This window comes from Priestia sp. MDV22-iso46 (assembly GCF_058629175.1).
Genome location: NZ_JBZVWT010000002.1, coordinates 527,593 through 546,467, shown reverse-complemented (window position 1 = coordinate 546,467; position 18,875 = coordinate 527,593). Strand labels below are relative to the sequence as shown.

The window sequence follows — 18,875 nt, the reverse complement described above, 5'->3', positions numbered from 1 at the left end:
AAAAATCATTACTTTAGTTTGTTAATACGGTCTTTTTGACTAATAATATCGGTTACGCGAACGCCAAAATTCTCGTCAATGACGACCACTTCACCTTTTGCTATTAATTTGCTATTAATCAAGATATCTACTGGTTCGCCTGCTAGTTTATCAAGTTCAATGATTGCACCAGAAGATAATGCTAAAATCTCTTGAACCGTTCGCTTAGTCCTTCCAAGCTCCACGGTAACTTGAAGCGGTATATCAAGCAGCATGTCTAAATTTCGTGAATCCCCTTGAGGAGAAGACACGTGCTCGAACTCTGCAAACGATGCGGGCTGAACATCAACTGATACATGACCAGGTTCTGCCTGCTGCGTTTCTTCATGCTGTATGTATTCAGCTGCCGGCGGTTCTGTTTGCTTTTCATTAAGATCTGATTCTTTTTCAATAGAAGCTGCCGTATCTTCTGCGCTTGGAACTAAGAGCTCTTCCACCAAGCTTTTGGCAAAAGATATCGATAAAAGCTGCATAATATTCGAATCGATTAATGTGCCTACCTTCAAATTAAAAGAGACCTTTACAAAGACGTCATCTTGGGGAATCAGCTCTGTGCCTTCCCCTTTTTGAATATTTAAAATATCTAAGCTCGGCGGAGAGATATCAATTTTCTTTTGAAATACCGTAGACATAGACGTCGCTGCAGAACCCATCATTTGATTCATCGCTTCCTGCACTGCACTCAGCTTAATTTCATCCATGATTTCCGTCGGATTCTCTCCCGTTCCACCAAGCATCAAATCTGAAATAACAGCTGCATCTTCATGTTTAATAACTAACAAATTCGTACCAGAAAAGCCTTCTGTATACTGAACTTGCACAGCGACATGAGGATTTGGAAATTCATCCGTCAGCTCTTCTTTATATACGAGCGATACAAACGGTGTGGTAATATCGACTTTTTGATTCAATAAAGCCGATAGCGCTGTTGCTGAACTACCAAACGAAATATTTCCAATTTCGCCAAGCGCATCTTTTTCCATTTCCGTAAAGTAATCGTCTACTTGACTTGACTTATTCGGCTCTGAGAACTCGTCAAGTGAAGAAGTTCCTTTTAACAACGCATCAATTTCATCTTGCGAAAGCATGTCATCGTTCATTCCTTTAGTTCCTCCTCTTAACATCATCTAGAATTTGCACAGCAACTTTCCGACTGACTTTTCCAGGCTGTGCAATAAATTTAGGTTGTTCTCCGACGTAAATAGTTAACGGATTATGAACGCTTGTTTGCAGTCGAATAACGTCTCCTGCATCTAATGCTAGGAAATCTTCAATTGAAATATCCGCTGTTCCTAGCTCGGCTACAACCTGCAATTCCGCATCATTGATTTGTTCCTTTAGCTGCTCAACCTCTTGTACATTAGGTTCTTTTTTCGAAGATTGCATCCAGTAATGAACGGACAGTTTGGACACGATCGGCTCAAGCGTCACGTGCGGAATACATAGATTGATCATGCCCGTTTCATCTCCAATTTGTACGTTTAATGAAATGACGATGACAATTTCATTTGGTGAAATCACCTGCAAAAACTGAGGATTCACTTCAAACTCTGATGTTTCAGGCTCAATTTCCGCAATAGAACTCCAAGCTTCTCTCATACTATCTAACGTTTTCTCTAACAAGTTTCGAACCAAGCTCGTTTCAATTTCCGTTAAGTTACTAATTTTCCCACCGCTCTCGCCTTGTCCTCCGAGCAAGCGGTCAAGCATCGCATAGGCAATGTTTGGATTGACTTCCATAATGATATGCCCTTCTAAAGGAGGGACGGCTATCACATTTAAGATGGTTACTTTCGGAACAGAACGAATGAACTCCTCATACGGAATTTGATCCACTGATACAACGGACACTTGTACAACGTTACGAAGCTGCGCCGAAAAGACGTTGATGAGCATGCGCGCATAATTTTCATGAATTCGCGTCAAACTGCGAATCTGATCTTTTGAAAAACGCAGGGCGCGTTTAAAATCATATGTACGAATACGCTGTTTTTTATTTTCCTTTTTTAGCTCATCCGCATCCATCTCTCCGGTTGATAACGCGGATAATAGGGCATCAATTTCATTTTGTGATAATACATCCCCTGCCACTAGCTTCCCTCCCTTTTTCTTTACTGCAACACTTTAGACGTTGTATAAATTTTAACAACATGTCCGTTTTCCATTAATTGATCAATTTGTTTTGCAATATCTGTTTCTAACGTGCTGAGTCCTTGCATTCCTTCAAAATCTTGGGCGCTCATATCTGAGAGCCTTTTGATAATAATGTCTCTTACTTGAAAATCTCTTTTTTGAAGCTCTGCCGCTGCTTTTTTACTATCCATTTGAATTTTAAATGAAATGCTGATGTAGTTATTGCTTTTTAAATTTGTTTTAATATCCGTTACATCTACAGAAGCTTTAATCACATCGTCGATAGATGGACCTTTTTCAGTACTTGCCTGCCCTGTATACTTTAGCGTCACGATAACAGCAATGCTTCCTATTAAAGTAAGAGAAAGCATGATAATAATCATCTTACTAATTAGCTTATTTTTAAACACACTTTATTCCTCCGTCGTTTGCTGCAGCCCTAATACGTTAATTCGCTGATAATAGGTCGTCACTTTCTCATTCACTTCTTCAACTGAATCCTTTACCACTAGCTTTTTGTTATTCGTTAGCGTAATGGTCGTATCGGGAAATGCCTCAACCTGCTCGATGTAGAGAGCATTTAACGTAAACGTTTTGCCGTTTAGCCTTGTTAAAGTGATCATAATCAATCGGAGTAATACTTACTCCTTCCTCCCGCCTATCGTTTCAGATTCACTAGCTCTTGCAGTATTTCATCGGATGTTGTAATAATTCTTGTGTTCGCTTGAAATCCGCGCTGTGCAACAATCATGTCCGTGAATTCCTCTGATAAATCAACGTTGGACATTTCAAGGGCGCTTGATACCAGAGTTCCTGTACCGCTAGCTCCTGGGTTTCCTACTAAAGGATTTCCTGAGTTTACGCTTTTAGCAAATAGATTTCCTCCTGCTTTTTCGAGGCCTTCGTTATTTGCAAATTTAGCAAGTTCAATTGTTGGTGTATTTGGAGTTATATTTCCATTAGCATCTATGATATTAACCTTTCCATCTGCTCCTATACTGTAGCTCTTACTTGTTGAAGGAATGTTAATATTTCCTCCTCCAGTTTTTTGTACGTACAGTCCATCACCCGTCACCAAATTACCGCTGCTATCTAAATAAAAATTCCCAGCTCTTGTGTAGTAGTCCGATTTCCCATCATTTACAACAAAATAGCCGTCTCCAGAAATAGCTAAATCAAGCGGACGCCCCGTTGACTGAATGCTTCCTGCCGTTTGAACTGTATCAATCGTGCCAATCTTTGAACCTAACCCGACTTGTTTAGCATTAACACCTCCACGGTTAGCTCCCGGTGCCGTTGCCCCTGCTACCTGCTGACTCACTAAATCTTGAAACGTTGTACGTCCTTTTTTATAGCCGTATGTATTAACGTTGGCAATGTTATTTCCTAGGACATCTAATTTGGTTTGAAAATTTTTCATGCCGCTGATTCCTGAATACATCGAACGTAACATAAAATCACTCCTTAAATTTGGTTGGTTAACTGCTTACTTCTAAGATCTCGTTTAGCGAAAGTACCGTATGATTTTCATCATTGATCCTAAACGATACCTCATTGTTTTTGACAGATGCTGTCGAAATGACTCCTTGCTTTTTATTTCCTTCTTCATCTAACCATGCAGCGGTTTTACCAATTAATTCGCTTCCTTTTAAAATAGGAGAAGCCTGAGACTGCGTTAAAAACGTATTGAGCGATGTGCTCATATTTGTCATTTGTTCAAGAGATGAAAACTGAGCCATTTGAGCAATAAAGTCTTTGTCTTGCATTGGATTCATTGGATCTTGATTTTGAAGCTGAGCAATCAAAAGCTTTAAAAAGTCATCTTTGCCAAGCGAGCTGTTTCCCGTTTGCTTCACTTGTGTCTCCCTATTGCTTAAATACAAGTCAGACGTAATTTCATTTGTCATTGTTATCACCTATACGTTGTAGTTAATGAGCGCTGCTTCAAAAGAAGATAGAAAGGAAGCCGATTCTTCCAATTGTTGTGAATCTTGATCTTCTTCTTCTTTTTTAAACGCTTCTTTTTCCTGTCTTTCTTTTTGCTGATCATTTTCATTGTTATACGACATCGCTTGTTCTGACAGTAGCACATCGATTTTATCAATTGATACATGCTGAGACGCGAGACCGTGCCGCAAAGTTGAAAGGTTGGAGTCCAATAACTCTTTTGTTTTTGCTGACGATACGACAATTCGTGCAACCGTTTCACTGTCTTTCTGAAGCATTTCAATTGAAATCGCACCTAGCTGTTTTGGAAATAACTTAATGAAAAGCTTGGATGTTCCCTCTTCAGTACTGAACGAAGCTTTACTCCATATTTTTTCAAGCTCGTTTACCAAATTGCTAGACTGTTGATAGTCAGATTTTGCTTGCCCTAGATAAATAGAGAACTGCTGAAGCTTAGGCATTTCTCCAGTTCCAAAGGATGATGACTGATTCTCTACTGTCGCTCCCGTTGTGTTTGTACCTGCAGAACTTTCGCTATTTTTTAAAGAGCTATTTGTATCTATACTTTCGCTGTGTAATACCACATCTTTTTTCCATGGAAGCTGATTGAAAAACGGTACTTTTTCTTCTTTACGAAAAGCGTTCGTATTTCTCACAGAACTTTCTGAAGCGGTATGAACAGCGTCCACACCGACTTGATCAACGGATACATGCTGAGATGTGAGAGCTTGTCGTAATCTGAAAAGGTTGGCGTCTAACAGCTCTTTTGTTTTCGCTGACGATACAATTACTTGCGCAGTCGTTTTATGATCTTGTTGAAGCACTTCAATTGAAATCGTCCCTAGCTGCTTTGGCAACAACTTAATAGAAAGCTTAGATGCTCTCTCTTCAATACTGATCGAAGCTTTACTCCATATCTTTTGTAGCCCGTTTACCAGATCGGTAGACTGTTGATGGTCGGATTTTACTTGCCCTAAATCAATAGAAAACTGCGGCACTTTTTCTTCATTAGCAAAAGCATTCATATCTTTTACAGAAGTTTCTGGAGCTGCTTGAACAGCAGCCACATCGACTTGATCAACGGATACATGCTGAGAAGTCAGAACTTGCCGTAAAGTCGAAAGGTTGGCGTCTAATAGCTCTTTTGTTTTTGCTGACGATACAATTACTTGCGCAGTCGTTTCATTTTCTTGCTGAAGCACTTCAATTGAAATCGTACCTAGCTGTTTTGGAAATAACGCAATGAAAAGCTTGGATCTTCCCTTTTCAGCACTGAGCGAAGCTTTACTCCATATTTTTTGCAGCTCATTTAACAGATTGTCAGACTGTTGATGATCAGATTTCACTTGCCCTAGATCAATAGAAAACTCTTGGCCCTTAGGTACTTCTTTAGATTTAAAAGATGATGGAGTATTTTCTAACCTCGCCCCGGCCGTGTTAGCAGTGAAAGAAATTTCACTATCCTTTTTTGAACTATCTCTATCCATACTTTCGTTACGTAAAACTACATCTTTTTTCCATGGAAGCTGATTCAAAAGCGGCACTTTTTCCTCTTTATGAAAAGCGGTCATATCTCTTACAGAACTTTTTGGGGCTGCTTGAACAACGGCGAAGAAATCAGCTGAGCGCTTTTCATGTAAGGTATCGGTTAATACACGTGGTTGTTTATGAATTTTCTCTATTTTTTCAGCAGCAGTTTTCTGCAAGCCTTGAAGCTGCGAATCCGAAAGCTTCACTGACTGCAGCTGCGGTTTTTGTAGTTCTTCCATCAGCTGAGCAAACTCTGTTTGAAACGCAGATGATGTATTTTTACAAATGGTCAACAAGGTAGAAATAGAAGACAAATATTGTTCTTGACTGTCTGTTTCAGATGAAGCAGGTGCCCGCTGCATGTCTGTTAGCACGTGCTGCAGCTTTAGAAGCAGCTGTTCCAAATCTGGACTACTTGGAATCCTATTAATCATTTCGGTTAGATGTTCGTATAAGACAGCCGGTTCCATTTCTTTATCTTCTGCTTCACTTAACTGAATCGCAATTAACCCAACCGCCTGCAAGAGGTTTTGATCTACCGCTGTTTCATCTGATGATTTCTCCTCGGATGCTGAAGGCTGCGTATCTAACTGCTGAAGCTGCTGAACGATTTCTTCAAAAAAACCCTGAGTCTGACTAGCAGCTGCTTTTTCATCGCAGTTTACCTTTGATGCAGCTGCTGGACGTAGTGAAATTTCCACTGTTTTCACCTCTGCTTTTATTCATCAATCTGATCTGTTAACAATGTCGTATAGCGTGCAGCTACTTTCGGATCCATTTTTTCTAAGATTGCCGTTCTTGTACTCGCTTTGAACTGCTTAAGCATCGCGACCGCTTTGTCTTCTTTTAATTCGGCAAAGATAAGTGCTGCATTTTTAGGAGACATGTTTTCATAGGTAGCAATAACATCTTTTTTTGCCAGCTGATTGTTCTTTTGTTTTTTCGCTTCATCATCGGCTTTTTCTTCCATATCGCGCATTTCAATTTTTAGTTCATCCATTTGACGATCTTTTGTAGTGATCGTTTTCTCATAAGCCGCAGCTTGCTTATCTTTCGCATTGAGCTTCTTTTGAAGGCTCTCAACCTGCTTTTGTATTTCTTCATTGCTTTCTTGAATATTTTCATTTTTTTGCGACTGTTCACTTGATACAAACGGAATGGCGTGTGTAATACCTGAAACTTTATCATTTACATTAACGCCTAAAAGCGTCAGAACAATATAAGCTGCCAAGATGAGGAACACCGCTGGAATAAAGATTAAAAATAAAAACACTTGGCTTTTACTGTAAGACTTTTCTTCTTCGTACTCTTCTCTTAACTCTTTTTGATTAGCCATGTTGTCCACCTAATTCCTATGCAGCATATACTGCTGTAGCGACAGCTCATCCATTTGCTTCGCTTCTAACTGTTTTTCCGCGGTTATATAAGAATCGTAGTCTCTCTTTTTTAACTTTTCATACTTCTTTACTTCTATGTTCTTTTCTTCTAGCTTCAGTTTTTTTAAGTTCATTTGCTGTCTTGCAAACATGACCTCTTGTTGCAGCCTCTCAATCACTCGTTCGGCACTTGTTAAAAACTGCTGAAATGACGTAATTTCTAAAATAGAAAGCCCTTGCTTCATTTTGCCCGTATGCTGTTCAATCAGCGTTTCTTTTTCTTTTAACTTTTTATAAAGCTTTTCACCCGCTGTTTCAAACTGCTGTAAGGATTGATTATATTGAGATAGCAGTTCATCTTTTTCATTTGACTTGATTGCCATTATTTTAGATAACCTAAATTCATATGCCATATTTACTCACCTTTCACAAACAGTTCACAGAGCTTTGTTACACTTGTTTCAAATGATGGATGTTCGTTCGTTTTTTGCTTTAAAAATGCATCAATGACAGGGTGATAGTGGATGGCCTCATCAATGTAAGCAGAAGATCCTCTTTTGTAGGCACCTATGTTAATTAAGTCTTCAGAATTAGCATAGGTAGCCATTAATGAACGCAGTTTTTCAGCTGCTTCTTTATGCCGTTCACTTACGATATGGTTCATCACCCGACTAACGCTTTTTAAGACATTGATGGCCGGATATTGACCTTTATTGGCCAGCTCCCGGTCTAGTACAATATGTCCGTCTATAATGCCTCGCACCGTATCCGAAATAGGTTCGTTCATATCATCACCGTCTACTAATACAGTGTAAAAAGCAGTAATAGATCCATGTTGATTAGTTCCTGTACGTTCAAGCAGCCTTGGCAAGCTAGCAAAAACAGATGGTGTATAACCTTTGGTAGTTGGAGGTTCACCTACGGCTAATCCAATTTCTCTCTGAGCCATTGCTACACGAGTAACAGAATCCATCATCATCATGACGCTCAGCCCCTCATCTCGAAAGTATTCAGCAATAGAAGTAGCTGTATATGCTGCTTTCATTCGAAGTAGAGCAGGCTGATCCGAGGTAGCAACTACTACAACGGAGCGCTTTAACCCTTCCTCTCCAAGATCTCGCTCAATAAACTCTCTAACTTCTCTTCCTCGCTCGCCTACAAGGGCAATGACATTGATATCTGCTTTTGTATTGCGTGCAATCATCCCGAGCAGCGTACTTTTTCCAACACCGCTTCCTGCAAAAATACCTATGCGCTGCCCTTGACCTACTGTTAGCAAACTATCAATCGTTCGTACCCCTACTTCAATCGGCTGTTCAATAGGCGGACGCTCTAAGGGATTAGGGGGGTCTTGATCAGTTAAAACAAACGGCAAATAATGAGAAAGTTCAGACCCGTCTAAAGGGTTCCCTAACGAATCAAGCACTTGACCTATTAACTCTTTTCCCACGCTTACCTGCAGAGGTTTTTCTGTCGTTTCCACTAGGCAGCCAGGTCCGATATATCGAACAGACGTATAAGGCATTAAAATGACGTGCTCACCGTTAAAACCAACAACTTCTGCACGAATTTTATCTCCTCGTTCACTAAGATGAATAAAGCAAACATCTCCTATTGACGTTCTAGGTCCTCTAGATTCAATCATCATTCCTACTACTCGGCTAACTTTCCCGTACCGTTTAAAAGAAGATGTGCGCGGGATTTCATGAATGAGTTGTGCGACTTTCATGTTTACTCTCCTCTAACAAACGTTCTTTTAATTTTTTCTTCATTTCTGTTAACTGACTATCAAAAGAAGCAACAAGACGGCCATAAGAGGAATCGATGACACAATCCATTTCCTGAAGATTTTCATCTGCATAAATAAATAGCCCGGTTTCTCCGTTTAATAAATCGAACAGTTCTCGTTTATGTTCACATACATATGCATATTTTTTCGGAGAAACAAAAAGCTGGATTTCTTTATGTTCTCTAACTTCTTTTAAAGACCTTGCAACAAGTGATAAAAATGATTCATCTCTTTGAAGCTGCTCATTTAAAATCGTTTCAGCGAGGGCGAAACCTAATTCAAAGATGACTTCTTCAGATTGATTTATATATTCGTAGTACTGATTCTTTGTTTCTTCAACAATGTTTCGCGACATGGCTAATACATGCTCATACTCTTGTTTTCCCTGAAGCAGCCCTTCTTCGTATCCTTCTTCATAGCCTCGCTTTTGTTCTTGTTGAAACAGCAGCACCTTCTCTTCTTCCCACTGCTTTTTCAAACGTTCAACTTCGTTTTGAGCTCGTTTGCGGTAAGCGTCTGCCTCGGCCTTTACTATTTCAGCTTCACTGTGCGCTTGTTCAATAACGTGCTGTGCATTTTCTTGCTGAAGATGTTCTTCTGCGGGCTCATCTTGTATCGGAAAACCAAATGGAATGACTTGAATGTGCTTAGCATTTTCGTCTGAAAGTTTGTTCGTATAAGTTGATTTAATGATATTAGACAATAATATCGTCTCCTCCACCTCGAGCTAGTACAATTTCACCAGCATCTTCTAAACGTCTAATTGCAGCAACGATACGTGACTGAGCTTCCTCTACATCTTTCAAACGCACAGGACCCATAAATTCCATTTCTTCTTTAAACGTTTCCACCATACGGCTAGACATATTTTTAAAAATAATAGATTTCACTTCTTCACTTGCTACTTTTAAGCTCAACAATAAATCATCATTTTCTACATCGCGTATCACACGCTGAATAGAACGGTTATCGAGCGTTACGATATCCTCAAATACAAACATTCGCTGTTTGATTTCTTCTGCTAATGCCGGATCTTGAATTTCAAGCGTATCAATAATAATTTTTTCAGTCGCTCGGTCTACTCCATTTAATACTTCAACTACCGCTTCTAAACCACCTGTTTGGGTGTAGTCTTGGGTAACAGTAGCAGAAAGCTTTCTCTCTAAAATTTGCTCCACTTCATTAATAACTTCCGGAGACGTACTTCCCATCGTTGCAATCCGTCTTGCAATATCCGCTTGCCTTTCCTGAGGCAGTGATGATAAGATTTGTCCTGCCTGCGGCGGCTCTAAGTAAGATAAAATAAGGGCAATCGTCTGAGGGTGCTCATGCTGAATAAAATTTAACAGCTGCATAGGATCAGCTTTTCTGGCAAAGTCAAACGGACGAACTTGCAAAGAAGAAGTTAATCGATTGATAATCATCATAGCCTGCTCTGGTCCAAGTGCTTTTTCTAACACCTGTTTCGCATAGCTTACTCCTCCTTTTTCAAGATAGTTTTGAGCCAGCGTTATTTGTTCAAACTCATGAAGCACAGCTTCTTTTAGAGACGGCTCTATTTTTCTCACTGAAGAAATTTCAAGCGTTAGTTGCTCAATTTCATCTTCACTAAGATGTTTATAGATAGAAGCTGATACATCCGGACCGAGAGAAATCAACAAAATTGCTGCTTTTTGCTTTCCAGTTAACTCATTTTTTTGCATAGCCTTTACCATTAGCCTTCCTCCTAATCCTCACTAATCCATGTTCGCAGCAGTTTTGCAAACTCTTCCGGGTCTTGCTTCGCTAACGTTTCAAGATTGCTTTTTGTTTGCTGTTCGGCACTTAAAACAGGGGCTTTTTGTGCCGCTTCATATGCTTCAAAAGTTTCATCATACTCTTCATCATATTCCTCTTCATCTAAGTCTTGACGCCTTTTCCTAATCAACAGCACAATAAGAACAACAATAATAAGCAGCAGTGCTCCTCCGATTATATACATCCACAATGGAATCGAACTTGCTGTGTTGTCAGCTGTTTCTTGTCCATTAAACGGCTGAACGGAAACGGTAATCTTATCGCTGACCGCGTTATCCGAGAGAGCTTTCGTATTTGCATCTTTTGAAATAGAAGTACGGACAATTGTACCTAACATTTTTTGAACGTCTGACTCAAGCGTATCGGAAACTTGTGATTTCCCTTTTGCATTGGACGGATCTATCATTACTTGAATGCCAAGATCTTGAATTTTGTATGGACTTTCGACGATTTCTTTATGAATTCGATTCACTTCATAATTAATTCGTTCTTCTTTTTTTTCGTAGTCTCCGTCTCCACTTGTTGTACTGGATGAGTAATTTGTTGTATCTTCTTCTCCTGTTCCAGCAACGCCTCCATCTTGAGCATTTTTACCAGAAAATGTTTCATTAATTTTTTCAGCGCTAACGGCAATTCCTTGCATATTATCTTTATCAACAGGCTCTACTAGCTTTTCTTCGCGATTTTCCTGTGTAAAATCAAGATCTGCTGTAACAGAGACCATTACTTTATCTTGACCGACCAGTCTTCCTAGCATTTGCTGTACTTGACGCTGAATATCTCGCTCAACTTCTTTTTTCGCTTCGTTCTGCGAAGCAAATGAGCTAGAAGCTGAATTCGTTTCGTTACCTTTTAAATCAAAGTACTCAAAATATTGGTTCATGATGACGATATTATCTGTAGGAAGGTTTGGCACACTTTTGGATACTAAATGATAAAGAGATTTAATTTGCTGATCATCAAATTTATAACCAGCCTTTGTATTAAGCACAATTGATGCTGATGCTTCTCCCTGCTTTTCATTCGCCCAGACGCTTTCATTGGGAAGGGTTATCATCACTTTTGCATCGTTGACTCCTTGAATGTTTTTCATTAAGTTAGCCAATTCAGTTTGCATCGCATCGAGTTTTAACACATCAAATTCATTATCTGTCATACCAAAGCTCGCATTTTTCCCAAAAAACGAATAGTCGATACTTCCGCTATCAGGAATTCCTTGTGCAGCTAAATCAACTTTTAGCGAGTCAACGCTTTGTTCAGGCACCGAAATGGTTGTTCCGTTATCAGAGATTTCTGAAGGAACGCTTCTAGCATCAAGCTCCGCTTTGATTTGTCCTGTTTCTTGAGCCGATAGATTGCTATAAAGAGGGACAAATTTATCCTGGTTTAAAAAAACAGATGCTAAACTAATGACTAGAATAGCCGCAAGAGGAGCAGCGATAAGGGCTATTTTCTGTCCTTTTTTGCGGTTATTCCAAAAGACTTTCATCTTATCTCGATAAAGAACTATTCTTTCATTCATGGTATTCCTCCGGTTATTACTATTTTCATTTTCTTTAATAACCGCTCAATTACATTTGCATTCTCATCATTTCCTGATAGGCTTCAACAGCTTTATTCCGTATTTCAAGAGCCGTTTGCATCGTAATACTTGCTTTTTGAGCAGTAATCATTACATCTTGGATTTCGACGTTTTCTCCTTTAGCAAGCTTTTCAGTCGCTATATCCGAAGCGCGTTGAGTATTGTTTAACTCATTGATTGAGTCTTTTAAAAACGTTGAAAACTGTTGAGTTGTTTGTCCAGTGCTAGTAGAAGCTGCTGTTTTTGCTATTGCTATTTGATTGCTGATACCATTAATCATTTTATCACCCCTTTATTTCCCAATTTCTAACGCCTTTGTTAATATACTTTTGTTTGTATTAAAGACCGTCACGTTTGCTTCATAAGATCGAGTAGCACTAATTAAATCCGTCATTTCCTTTAAAGGATCTACATTCGGCATCTTTACGTACCCTTGGTCATTCGCATCTGGATGCGTCGGGTTATATACTAAATTAAAAGGAGTATTATCTTCTACGATATCTGTGACTTTTACACCATTGTTTTGATTTTTATTAATTTCGGAGTGTAAGAGGGACGAAAAAGAAGGCGAACGATCAGACTGTATGACAACCATTTTTCTTTTGTAAGGCTGCCACTCACCATTAACGTACGTCCCTCTTGTCGTTTCAGCATTCGCCATATTAGATGAAACAACGTCCATCCTTAAACGATTGGCAGTTAAAGCTGAAGATGTAATATTCATATTTCGAAAAATAGTCAAACTTATTTACCTCCTCTAATGACTGTTTGAAGAGAATTAAATTTTCCATTTAAACGATCTACTAGCGCCTCATAGTAAATTTGATTTTCAGCCATATCCGCCATCTCTTTATCCATATCCACATTGTTTCCATTTGCTTGATAGGAAGTGTTTCCTTGCTGGGTAATCGCTCGCTGGGATGAATCAGAAAATGGGATATGTTTTGAATCAGTCTGATATGCTTCTAACTCGTTATGTAATAAATCTCGGAATTCACTCGTACGCGATACTGTTTTCGATTTATAATTTGGAGTATCAACGTTTGCGATATTTTGTGCAATCGTCTGCTGCTTTTGTGACGCGTAGCTAATTCCATTTTCAATTGTTTGAAAAGTAGTTGAAAACAAACTCAATTCTTACACCTGCTTATCTATTCTATTTTCCTCAAAAATGAGACAAATTTCGACTTTAGTACCATAGAACTTATTGTAAGAAAAACTTCATGCAATGTCTATCCTTTTTTAAGAACTTTTGGACTATAAACCAAAATTTTCATTCGTTTTCCAAGCACATTTTAACATCAATGCTATACTTTAGCTCTATTTTTAAAATTTAAAATCAAAATATATACCATAAGTCCTGAACAATATGTAATAAAAGTAACGATTTGTAATCAACTAGCATCTTTTTACTATTTAAAGATTCTATAATATAATTTTTAGATTTTTATATGAAGTTTGTTATAGACTTGTAAAAATAGTGAACGAATCGTCTTAACTCACAGCGAACCTTTTTGTACTGAGAGCATACAAAAAAAAGCACACGGGCAAAGCCCGTGTGCTTTTTGGTTCATAAACTTAGTTAGATTTTAATTTTTCAAGCTCTACTAAGAATTTGTTGTTAAGAACTTTAATGTAAGTTCCTTTCATTCCTAAAGAACGTGATTCGATAACGCCAGCACTTTCTAATTTACGTAGCGCATTTACGATTACTGAACGTGTAATTCCAACGCGGTCAGCAATTTTACTTGCTACTAATAGTCCTTCATTTCCATTTAACTCTTCAAAGATGTGCTCAATAGCTTCTAACTCACTGTATGATAATGAGCTAATTGCCATTTGTACAACAGCTTTGCTACGTGCTTCTTCTTCAATTTCTTCTGCTTTTTCACGAAGAATTTCCATACCTACTACCGTTGCACCGTATTCAGCAAGGATTAAATCATCGTCTTCGAACTGACGGTCTAAACGAGATAGTACAAGCGTACCTAGACGCTCTCCGCCTCCGATAATTGGAACGATTGTTGTTAGTCCTGCATCAAATAAGTCTTTATTTTCAACTGGGAAAGCTGTATATTGACTTTCAATGTTTAAGTTAGAAGATGTTTCTTGAATGTTAAATAAGCTTTGAGTATATTCTTCTGGGAACTGGCGTGCTTCTAACATATCTTTCATGCGCGCATTCTCAATTTGCTGTTTAACAGCGATTCCTAATAATTTACCGCGACGGCTTACTACGAATACGTTTGATTCGATCACTTCGCAAAGTGTTTCAGCCATTTCTTTAAAGTTTACTGGTTTACCAGCTGCTTTTTGTAGCATTGCATTAATCTTTCTAGTTTTCCCTAATAAATCCATTAGTACTCTTCCTCCTGCGATTTCAGTTCTATAAAATAAATTGACTCAAATCTTTGTTTTTAGCGATTTTTTCTAATTTTTCTTCCACGTACTGCGGAGTAATCACAATTTTCTCTAATGTTACTTCTGGTGCTTCAAACGATAAATCCTCTAGCAAACGTTCTAAAATCGTATGAAGCCTTCTTGCACCAATATTGTCTGTATCTTGATTCACCTGATATGCAATTTCTGCAATCTTACGTATAGCATCGTCAGAAAATTCAATTTGTATACCTTCAGTTTCCAATAATGCCGCATATTGCTTTAATAACGCATTATCTGGCTCTACTAAAATGTTTATAAAATCTTCAACGGTTAGCTTCGTTAATTCAACGCGAATTGGGAATCGACCCTGCAATTCTGGAATTAAATCCGACGGTTTTGATACATGGAAAGCACCGGCTGCTACAAATAAAACATGATCAGTTTTGACTGCGCCATATTTTGTAACAATCGTTGACCCTTCTACAATTGGTAAAATATCTCGCTGCACGCCTTCACGTGAAACGTCAGCGGAAGATGAATTAGCACTTTTTTGAGCAATTTTATCAATTTCGTCAATGAAAATAATTCCGTATTGTTCTGCACGATTCACAGCTTCTTGCGTCACTTCATCCATATCAATCAATTTTTGCGCTTCTTCATTTGTTAATACTTTTCGTGCATCTTTAACAGTAAGTTTGCGCTTTTTTTGTTTTTTAGGCATAAAATTACTTAAGGCATCCTGCATGTTCATGCCCATTTGTTCCATACCCGAACCTTGTAACATATCAAACATAGAAGGCTGTTGCTCTTCTACTTCAATTGTGACATAATGATTTTCAAGCTCTCCTAAAGCAAGCTGATGAGCAATCTGCTTGCGCTTCGTTGCAATATTCGTTTCCTCATCTTGATCAGGATCCGCATCGCTTGACTGTGTACCGTTTGAAAAAATCATTTCAAACGGATTTTTAAACGATTGCTGCTTCTTTTTGCTTGGAACAAGAAGCTCTACTATCCGCTTGTTTGCATTTTCTTCTGCGCGATCACGCACGCCGTTCATTTTTTCTTCTTTCACAAGTCGAACTGACGTTTCCACTAAATCACGAACCATTGATTCTACATCGCGTCCTACATATCCAACTTCCGTAAATTTTGTTGCCTCAACCTTAATAAAAGGTGCACCGACAAGCTTAGCTAAGCGGCGTGCAATCTCGGTTTTACCCACACCTGTAGGACCAATCATTAAAATGTTTTTCGGCACAACTTCATCACGTAAAGATTCGTCTAGCAGACCGCGTCGATAGCGATTTCGCAGCGCAACAGCGACCGCTTTCTTTGCCTTCGTTTGACCAATAATATACTGATCGAGCTTTTCTACAATTTGTCGAGGTGTTAAATGAGAATTCATAAAAAAATCCCCTTTCCTACAGTTCTTCTACAATAATATGATCATTTGTATAAACACATATCTCACTTGCTACATCTAAAGCTGCTTTTGCAATTTCTTTAGCTGTTAAATGTTCGCCTGCATGTTGTTTTAATGCACGTCCCGCTGATAAAGCATAATTTCCGCCTGATCCAATTGCTAAAATGCCGTCGTCCGGTTCAATAACTTCACCCGTTCCTGATACTAATAGTAAGTTATCTTTGTTCATAACAATAAGCATTGCTTCTAACTTTCGCAATACTTTGTCACTTCTCCATTGTTTAGCAAGCTCAACGGCTGCACGCTGAAGATTTCCGTTATACTCTTCAAGCTTCGTTTCAAATAATTCAAAAAGAGTGAATGCATCAGCTACTGAACCTGCAAAGCCGGCAAGAACTTGCCCTTGAAATAGACGTCTTACTTTTCGAGCAGTATGTTTCATAACAACAGCATTTCCGAACGTTACTTGTCCGTCCCCAGACATGGCACATTGACCGTTATGCTGAACCGCAAAAATCGTAGTAGCATGGAAAGTAGACAAATTAACTCCTCCTTTTATGCGCGAGGATGGTGATTCATATAAACTGCCTTTAAACGATCCTTCGTCACATGTGTGTATATTTGAGTGGTTGATAAATGTTCATGACCTAGCATTTCTTGAACTGTACGTAAATCTGCCCCTTCATTTAACATATGAGTCGCAAAAGTATGCCGCAAAACGTGTGGACTAATATGTATATTCTCAGCGGTCTTCTTTACTAACTGATCAATGACTAAGCGTATGCCTCGGTCTGTCAACGGTGTCCCCTTATAATTTAAAAAGAGCGAATGAGTATCAGAAGGAGCCTTTTTTAAAAGAAGCTTTCTTCCATTATCTATATATACTCTAAGAGCGCCCTTGGCATAACAGCCAAATGGCACGTACCGTTGTTTTTTCCCTTTGCCATATACGAGCAAAGTTTGAAGTGAAAAATCTATATCGCTAAGCTTAATAGATGCACATTCACTCACTCGTATTCCGGTGGCATACAGCAATTCTAATAGAGACTGATTACGCTGCCCTAACGGAGTTGTTAAGTCATTCATTTGAAATAATTTCACAATCTCCTCTTCATACAGAAAGCGAGGATTTCGCTCTTCCTTTTTAGGAAGGGTAACGAGCGCAAATGGATTATCTTCTACTAATTCTTCTCTATTTAAGTAACGATAAAACGTTCTCAAACAAGAAATTTTGCGTGACATCGATCTTTTTGAATACTGCTTTTCATATAGGCGTGTTAAAAACAGCCTTGCATCAGCATATGTAACACTTTGTAGGTTTTGTATTTGCTCTTCCTGCATAAAAGACATGAAGATACCTATGTCTTTTTCATAGCAGTCAACTGTATATTTTGAATAGTTTTTCTCAATTTGTAAATATTCTAGAAAGGAATTTAATACATCTTTAACAAATTCCAATGTTATCACCTCACAAGGGCTACTAAATATTATCACAATTAAGTAGCCCTTGCAAACAATTTTGATTATTTTGTTGTAAAATTCTGAATAGTTTCCAATGCTCTTTTAGCAAGCGTTTCATTTCGTTCTTGTTTGTTTTTGATTCGCACTTCCAATTCTTTGAATAAGCCAAAGTTGGCATTCATCGGCTGGAAGTTTTTAGCACTTGTATGTGTGATATAGTGAGCCATACTGCCAATCGCCGTTTCCTGCGGCAATACAACCAATTCTTCACCAAGTACAAGTCGAGCTGCGTTCATTCCGGCCATTAGTCCGCTCGCCGCTGATTCTACATATCCTTCTACTCCCGTCATTTGTCCAGCAAAGAATAAGTCATCACGCTCACGATATTGATACGTCGGCTTTAACAATTTAGGAGAATTAATAAACGTATTTCTATGCATAACTCCGTAGCGTACTACTTCTGCATTTTCCAAACCTGGAATTAAGCTTAATACTTCTTTTTGTGCTCCCCATTTTAAATGTGTTTGAAAACCTACGATATTATATAGTGTACCTGCTGCATCATCTTGACGAAGCTGAACAACTGCATAAGGTCGCTTTCCTGTTTTCGGATCTTCTAACCCAACTGGTTTCATTGGTCCAAAGAGCATTGTTTTTTCTCCGCGTGAAGCCATTACTTCAATTGGCATACATCCCTCAAAATAAATTTCTTTCTCAAATTCTTTTAAAGGAACCGTCTCTGCATTGATTAATGCTTCATGAAAACGTTGGAATTCTTCTTTTGTCATCGGACAGTTTAAATAGGCAGCTTCCCCTTTGTCATAGCGAGATTTAAGATATACTTTATCCATATCAATGCTGTCCTTTTCAATAATAGGTGCAGCCGCATCGTAAAAATATAAATAATCTTCACTTGTTAACGCACGCAGCTTTTCTGATAAATCTTTTGACGTTAACGGACCTGTTGCAATAACAGTTGGTCCTTGTGGAATTTCCGTAATCTCTTCATTAACAACCGTTACGTTTGGATGGTTTTTAACGCTTTCCGTCACACGAGCGGCAAATTCGTGACGGTCAACAGCCAGTGCTCCACCTGCTGGAACCGCACACTCGTCTGCTGAACGAATAATTACAGAGTCTAATAATCGCATTTCTTCTTTTAACACACCCACTGCATTTGTTAATGTATTCGCACGCAGTGAATTACTACATACTAATTCAGCAAATTTGTCCGTATGATGAGCAGGTGTTTGCTTTACTGGTCTCATCTCATAAAGACGGACTTTCAAACCGCGCTTTGCGATTTGCCAAGCCGCTTCACTTCCAGCAAGACCTGCTCCGATAACATTAATTACTTGTTCATTCATTGTAAATCCTCCAACTTCATTTCTATCTTTTCTATCATTTTACTTATTC

The 18,875-nt window shown here is 38.6% G+C and carries 21 protein-coding genes; all 21 read right to left on the bottom strand.

From position 1 onward, the window contains the following. Positions 1–8 precede the first annotated feature (8 nt). Positions 9–1,139, bottom strand: a complete 1,131-nt coding sequence (gene fliY / locus AC4NPH_RS14745) for a flagellar motor switch phosphatase FliY (RefSeq protein WP_252281670.1) — start codon at positions 1,137–1,139, stop codon at positions 9–11. Positions 1,140–1,143: 4 nt separating this feature from the next. After that, complete coding sequence (gene fliM / locus AC4NPH_RS14740; RefSeq protein WP_272812412.1) at positions 1,144–2,130, bottom strand: flagellar motor switch protein FliM; 987 nt, start codon at positions 2,128–2,130, stop codon at positions 1,144–1,146. Positions 2,131–2,150: 20 nt separating this feature from the next. Beyond that, on the bottom strand, positions 2,151–2,582 hold the full coding sequence (gene fliL, locus AC4NPH_RS14735) for a flagellar basal body-associated protein FliL (protein ID WP_025601680.1): 432 nt from the start codon (positions 2,580–2,582) through the stop codon (positions 2,151–2,153). 3 nt (positions 2,583–2,585) lie between these two features. Further along, positions 2,586–2,795, bottom strand: coding sequence for a flagellar FlbD family protein (locus AC4NPH_RS14730; protein ID WP_025601682.1), 210 nt, complete (start codon positions 2,793–2,795; stop codon positions 2,586–2,588). 35 nt (positions 2,796–2,830) lie between these two features. Beyond that, positions 2,831–3,625, bottom strand: coding sequence for a flagellar basal body rod protein FlgG (gene flgG, locus AC4NPH_RS14725; protein WP_013058870.1), 795 nt, complete (start codon positions 3,623–3,625; stop codon positions 2,831–2,833). Between the two features lie 25 nt (positions 3,626–3,650). After that, positions 3,651–4,079 carry a flagellar hook assembly protein FlgD gene (gene flgD, locus AC4NPH_RS14720; RefSeq protein ID WP_025601684.1) on the bottom strand — a complete coding sequence of 143 codons (429 nt, stop codon included), beginning with the start codon at positions 4,077–4,079 and terminating at the stop codon, positions 3,651–3,653. A 9-nt stretch (positions 4,080–4,088) separates the two neighbouring features. Further along, entirely contained in the window at positions 4,089–6,350 is a 2,262-nt protein-coding gene (locus AC4NPH_RS14715) for a flagellar hook-length control protein FliK (RefSeq protein ID WP_491938795.1), read from the bottom strand. A gap of 17 nt (positions 6,351–6,367) precedes the next feature. Further along, on the bottom strand, positions 6,368–6,985 hold the full coding sequence (locus tag AC4NPH_RS14710; RefSeq protein WP_013058873.1) for a MotE family protein: 618 nt from the start codon (positions 6,983–6,985) through the stop codon (positions 6,368–6,370). A 9-nt stretch (positions 6,986–6,994) separates the two neighbouring features. Next, a complete protein-coding gene (gene fliJ / locus AC4NPH_RS14705) occupies positions 6,995–7,438 on the bottom strand; it encodes a flagellar export protein FliJ (RefSeq protein WP_013058874.1) in 444 nt (147 codons plus the stop codon). Between the two features lie 2 nt (positions 7,439–7,440). Then, positions 7,441–8,754, bottom strand: a complete 1,314-nt coding sequence (gene fliI / locus AC4NPH_RS14700; RefSeq protein WP_013058875.1) for a flagellar protein export ATPase FliI — start codon at positions 8,752–8,754, stop codon at positions 7,441–7,443. After that, positions 8,729–9,517 carry a flagellar assembly protein FliH gene (gene fliH, locus AC4NPH_RS14695; RefSeq protein WP_057273954.1) on the bottom strand — a complete coding sequence of 263 codons (789 nt, stop codon included), beginning with the start codon at positions 9,515–9,517 and terminating at the stop codon, positions 8,729–8,731. The genes fliI and fliH overlap by 26 nt, the downstream gene beginning before the upstream one ends. After that, entirely contained in the window at positions 9,510–10,529 is a 1,020-nt protein-coding gene (gene fliG / locus AC4NPH_RS14690) for a flagellar motor switch protein FliG (RefSeq protein ID WP_057273955.1), read from the bottom strand. The genes fliH and fliG overlap by 8 nt, the downstream gene beginning before the upstream one ends. Positions 10,530–10,540: 11 nt before the next feature. Continuing rightward, entirely contained in the window at positions 10,541–12,133 is a 1,593-nt protein-coding gene (fliF, locus tag AC4NPH_RS14685; protein WP_491938794.1) for a flagellar basal-body MS-ring/collar protein FliF, read from the bottom strand. 49 nt (positions 12,134–12,182) lie between these two features. After that, positions 12,183–12,473 carry a flagellar hook-basal body complex protein FliE gene (gene fliE / locus AC4NPH_RS14680; protein WP_013058879.1) on the bottom strand — a complete coding sequence of 97 codons (291 nt, stop codon included), beginning with the start codon at positions 12,471–12,473 and terminating at the stop codon, positions 12,183–12,185. 12 nt (positions 12,474–12,485) lie between these two features. Continuing rightward, positions 12,486–12,935: a flagellar basal body rod protein FlgC gene (gene flgC, locus AC4NPH_RS14675; protein WP_013058880.1), complete on the bottom strand. Its 450-nt coding sequence runs from the start codon at positions 12,933–12,935 to the stop codon at positions 12,486–12,488. 2 nt (positions 12,936–12,937) lie between these two features. After that, a complete protein-coding gene (flgB, locus tag AC4NPH_RS14670) occupies positions 12,938–13,327 on the bottom strand; it encodes a flagellar basal body rod protein FlgB (protein ID WP_013058881.1) in 390 nt (129 codons plus the stop codon). Positions 13,328–13,771: 444 nt separating this feature from the next. Beyond that, complete coding sequence (gene codY, locus AC4NPH_RS14665; RefSeq protein ID WP_013058882.1) at positions 13,772–14,551, bottom strand: GTP-sensing pleiotropic transcriptional regulator CodY; 780 nt, start codon at positions 14,549–14,551, stop codon at positions 13,772–13,774. Between the two features lie 28 nt (positions 14,552–14,579). Further along, positions 14,580–15,980 (bottom strand): ATP-dependent protease ATPase subunit HslU, encoded by a 1,401-nt coding sequence (gene hslU / locus AC4NPH_RS14660; protein WP_013058883.1) that lies wholly within the window; start codon positions 15,978–15,980, stop codon positions 14,580–14,582. Positions 15,981–15,996: 16 nt separating this feature from the next. Continuing rightward, the gene (hslV, locus tag AC4NPH_RS14655; RefSeq protein ID WP_013058884.1) at positions 15,997–16,539 is read right to left on the bottom strand and encodes an ATP-dependent protease subunit HslV; all 543 of its coding nucleotides are present in this window, start codon (positions 16,537–16,539) and stop codon (positions 15,997–15,999) included. Between the two features lie 14 nt (positions 16,540–16,553). After that, complete coding sequence (gene xerC / locus AC4NPH_RS14650) at positions 16,554–17,456, bottom strand: tyrosine recombinase XerC (RefSeq protein WP_013058885.1); 903 nt, start codon at positions 17,454–17,456, stop codon at positions 16,554–16,556. Between the two features lie 65 nt (positions 17,457–17,521). Further along, a complete protein-coding gene (trmFO, locus tag AC4NPH_RS14645; RefSeq protein WP_013058886.1) occupies positions 17,522–18,826 on the bottom strand; it encodes an FADH(2)-oxidizing methylenetetrahydrofolate--tRNA-(uracil(54)-C(5))-methyltransferase TrmFO in 1,305 nt (434 codons plus the stop codon). Between the last annotated feature and the right edge of the window lie 49 nt (positions 18,827–18,875).

Bases quoted from the DNA above. Each gene is read 5' to 3' on its own strand.
- fliY (WP_252281670.1), bottom strand. From the start codon at position 1,139: ATGAACGATGACATGCTTTCGCAAGATGAAATTGATGCGTTGTTAAAA.
- AC4NPH_RS14730 (WP_025601682.1), bottom strand. From the start codon at position 2,795: ATGATCACTTTAACAAGGCTAAACGGCAAAACGTTTACGTTAAATGCT.
- flgG (WP_013058870.1), bottom strand. From the start codon at position 3,625: ATGTTACGTTCGATGTATTCAGGAATCAGCGGCATGAAAAATTTTCAA.
- flgD (WP_025601684.1), bottom strand. From the start codon at position 4,079: ATGACAAATGAAATTACGTCTGACTTGTATTTAAGCAATAGGGAGACA.
- AC4NPH_RS14710 (WP_013058873.1), bottom strand. From the start codon at position 6,985: ATGGCTAATCAAAAAGAGTTAAGAGAAGAGTACGAAGAAGAAAAGTCT.
- fliJ (WP_013058874.1), bottom strand. From the start codon at position 7,438: ATGGCATATGAATTTAGGTTATCTAAAATAATGGCAATCAAGTCAAAT.
- fliI (WP_013058875.1), bottom strand. From the start codon at position 8,754: ATGAAAGTCGCACAACTCATTCATGAAATCCCGCGCACATCTTCTTTT.
- fliG (WP_057273955.1), bottom strand. From the start codon at position 10,529: ATGGTAAAGGCTATGCAAAAAAATGAGTTAACTGGAAAGCAAAAAGCA.
- fliF (WP_491938794.1), bottom strand. From the start codon at position 12,133: ATGAATGAAAGAATAGTTCTTTATCGAGATAAGATGAAAGTCTTTTGG.
- fliE (WP_013058879.1), bottom strand. From the start codon at position 12,473: ATGATTAATGGTATCAGCAATCAAATAGCAATAGCAAAAACAGCAGCT.
- codY (WP_013058882.1), bottom strand. From the start codon at position 14,551: ATGGATTTATTAGGGAAAACTAGAAAGATTAATGCAATGCTACAAAAA.
- hslU (WP_013058883.1), bottom strand. From the start codon at position 15,980: ATGAATTCTCATTTAACACCTCGACAAATTGTAGAAAAGCTCGATCAG.
- trmFO (WP_013058886.1), bottom strand. From the start codon at position 18,826: ATGAATGAACAAGTAATTAATGTTATCGGAGCAGGTCTTGCTGGAAGT.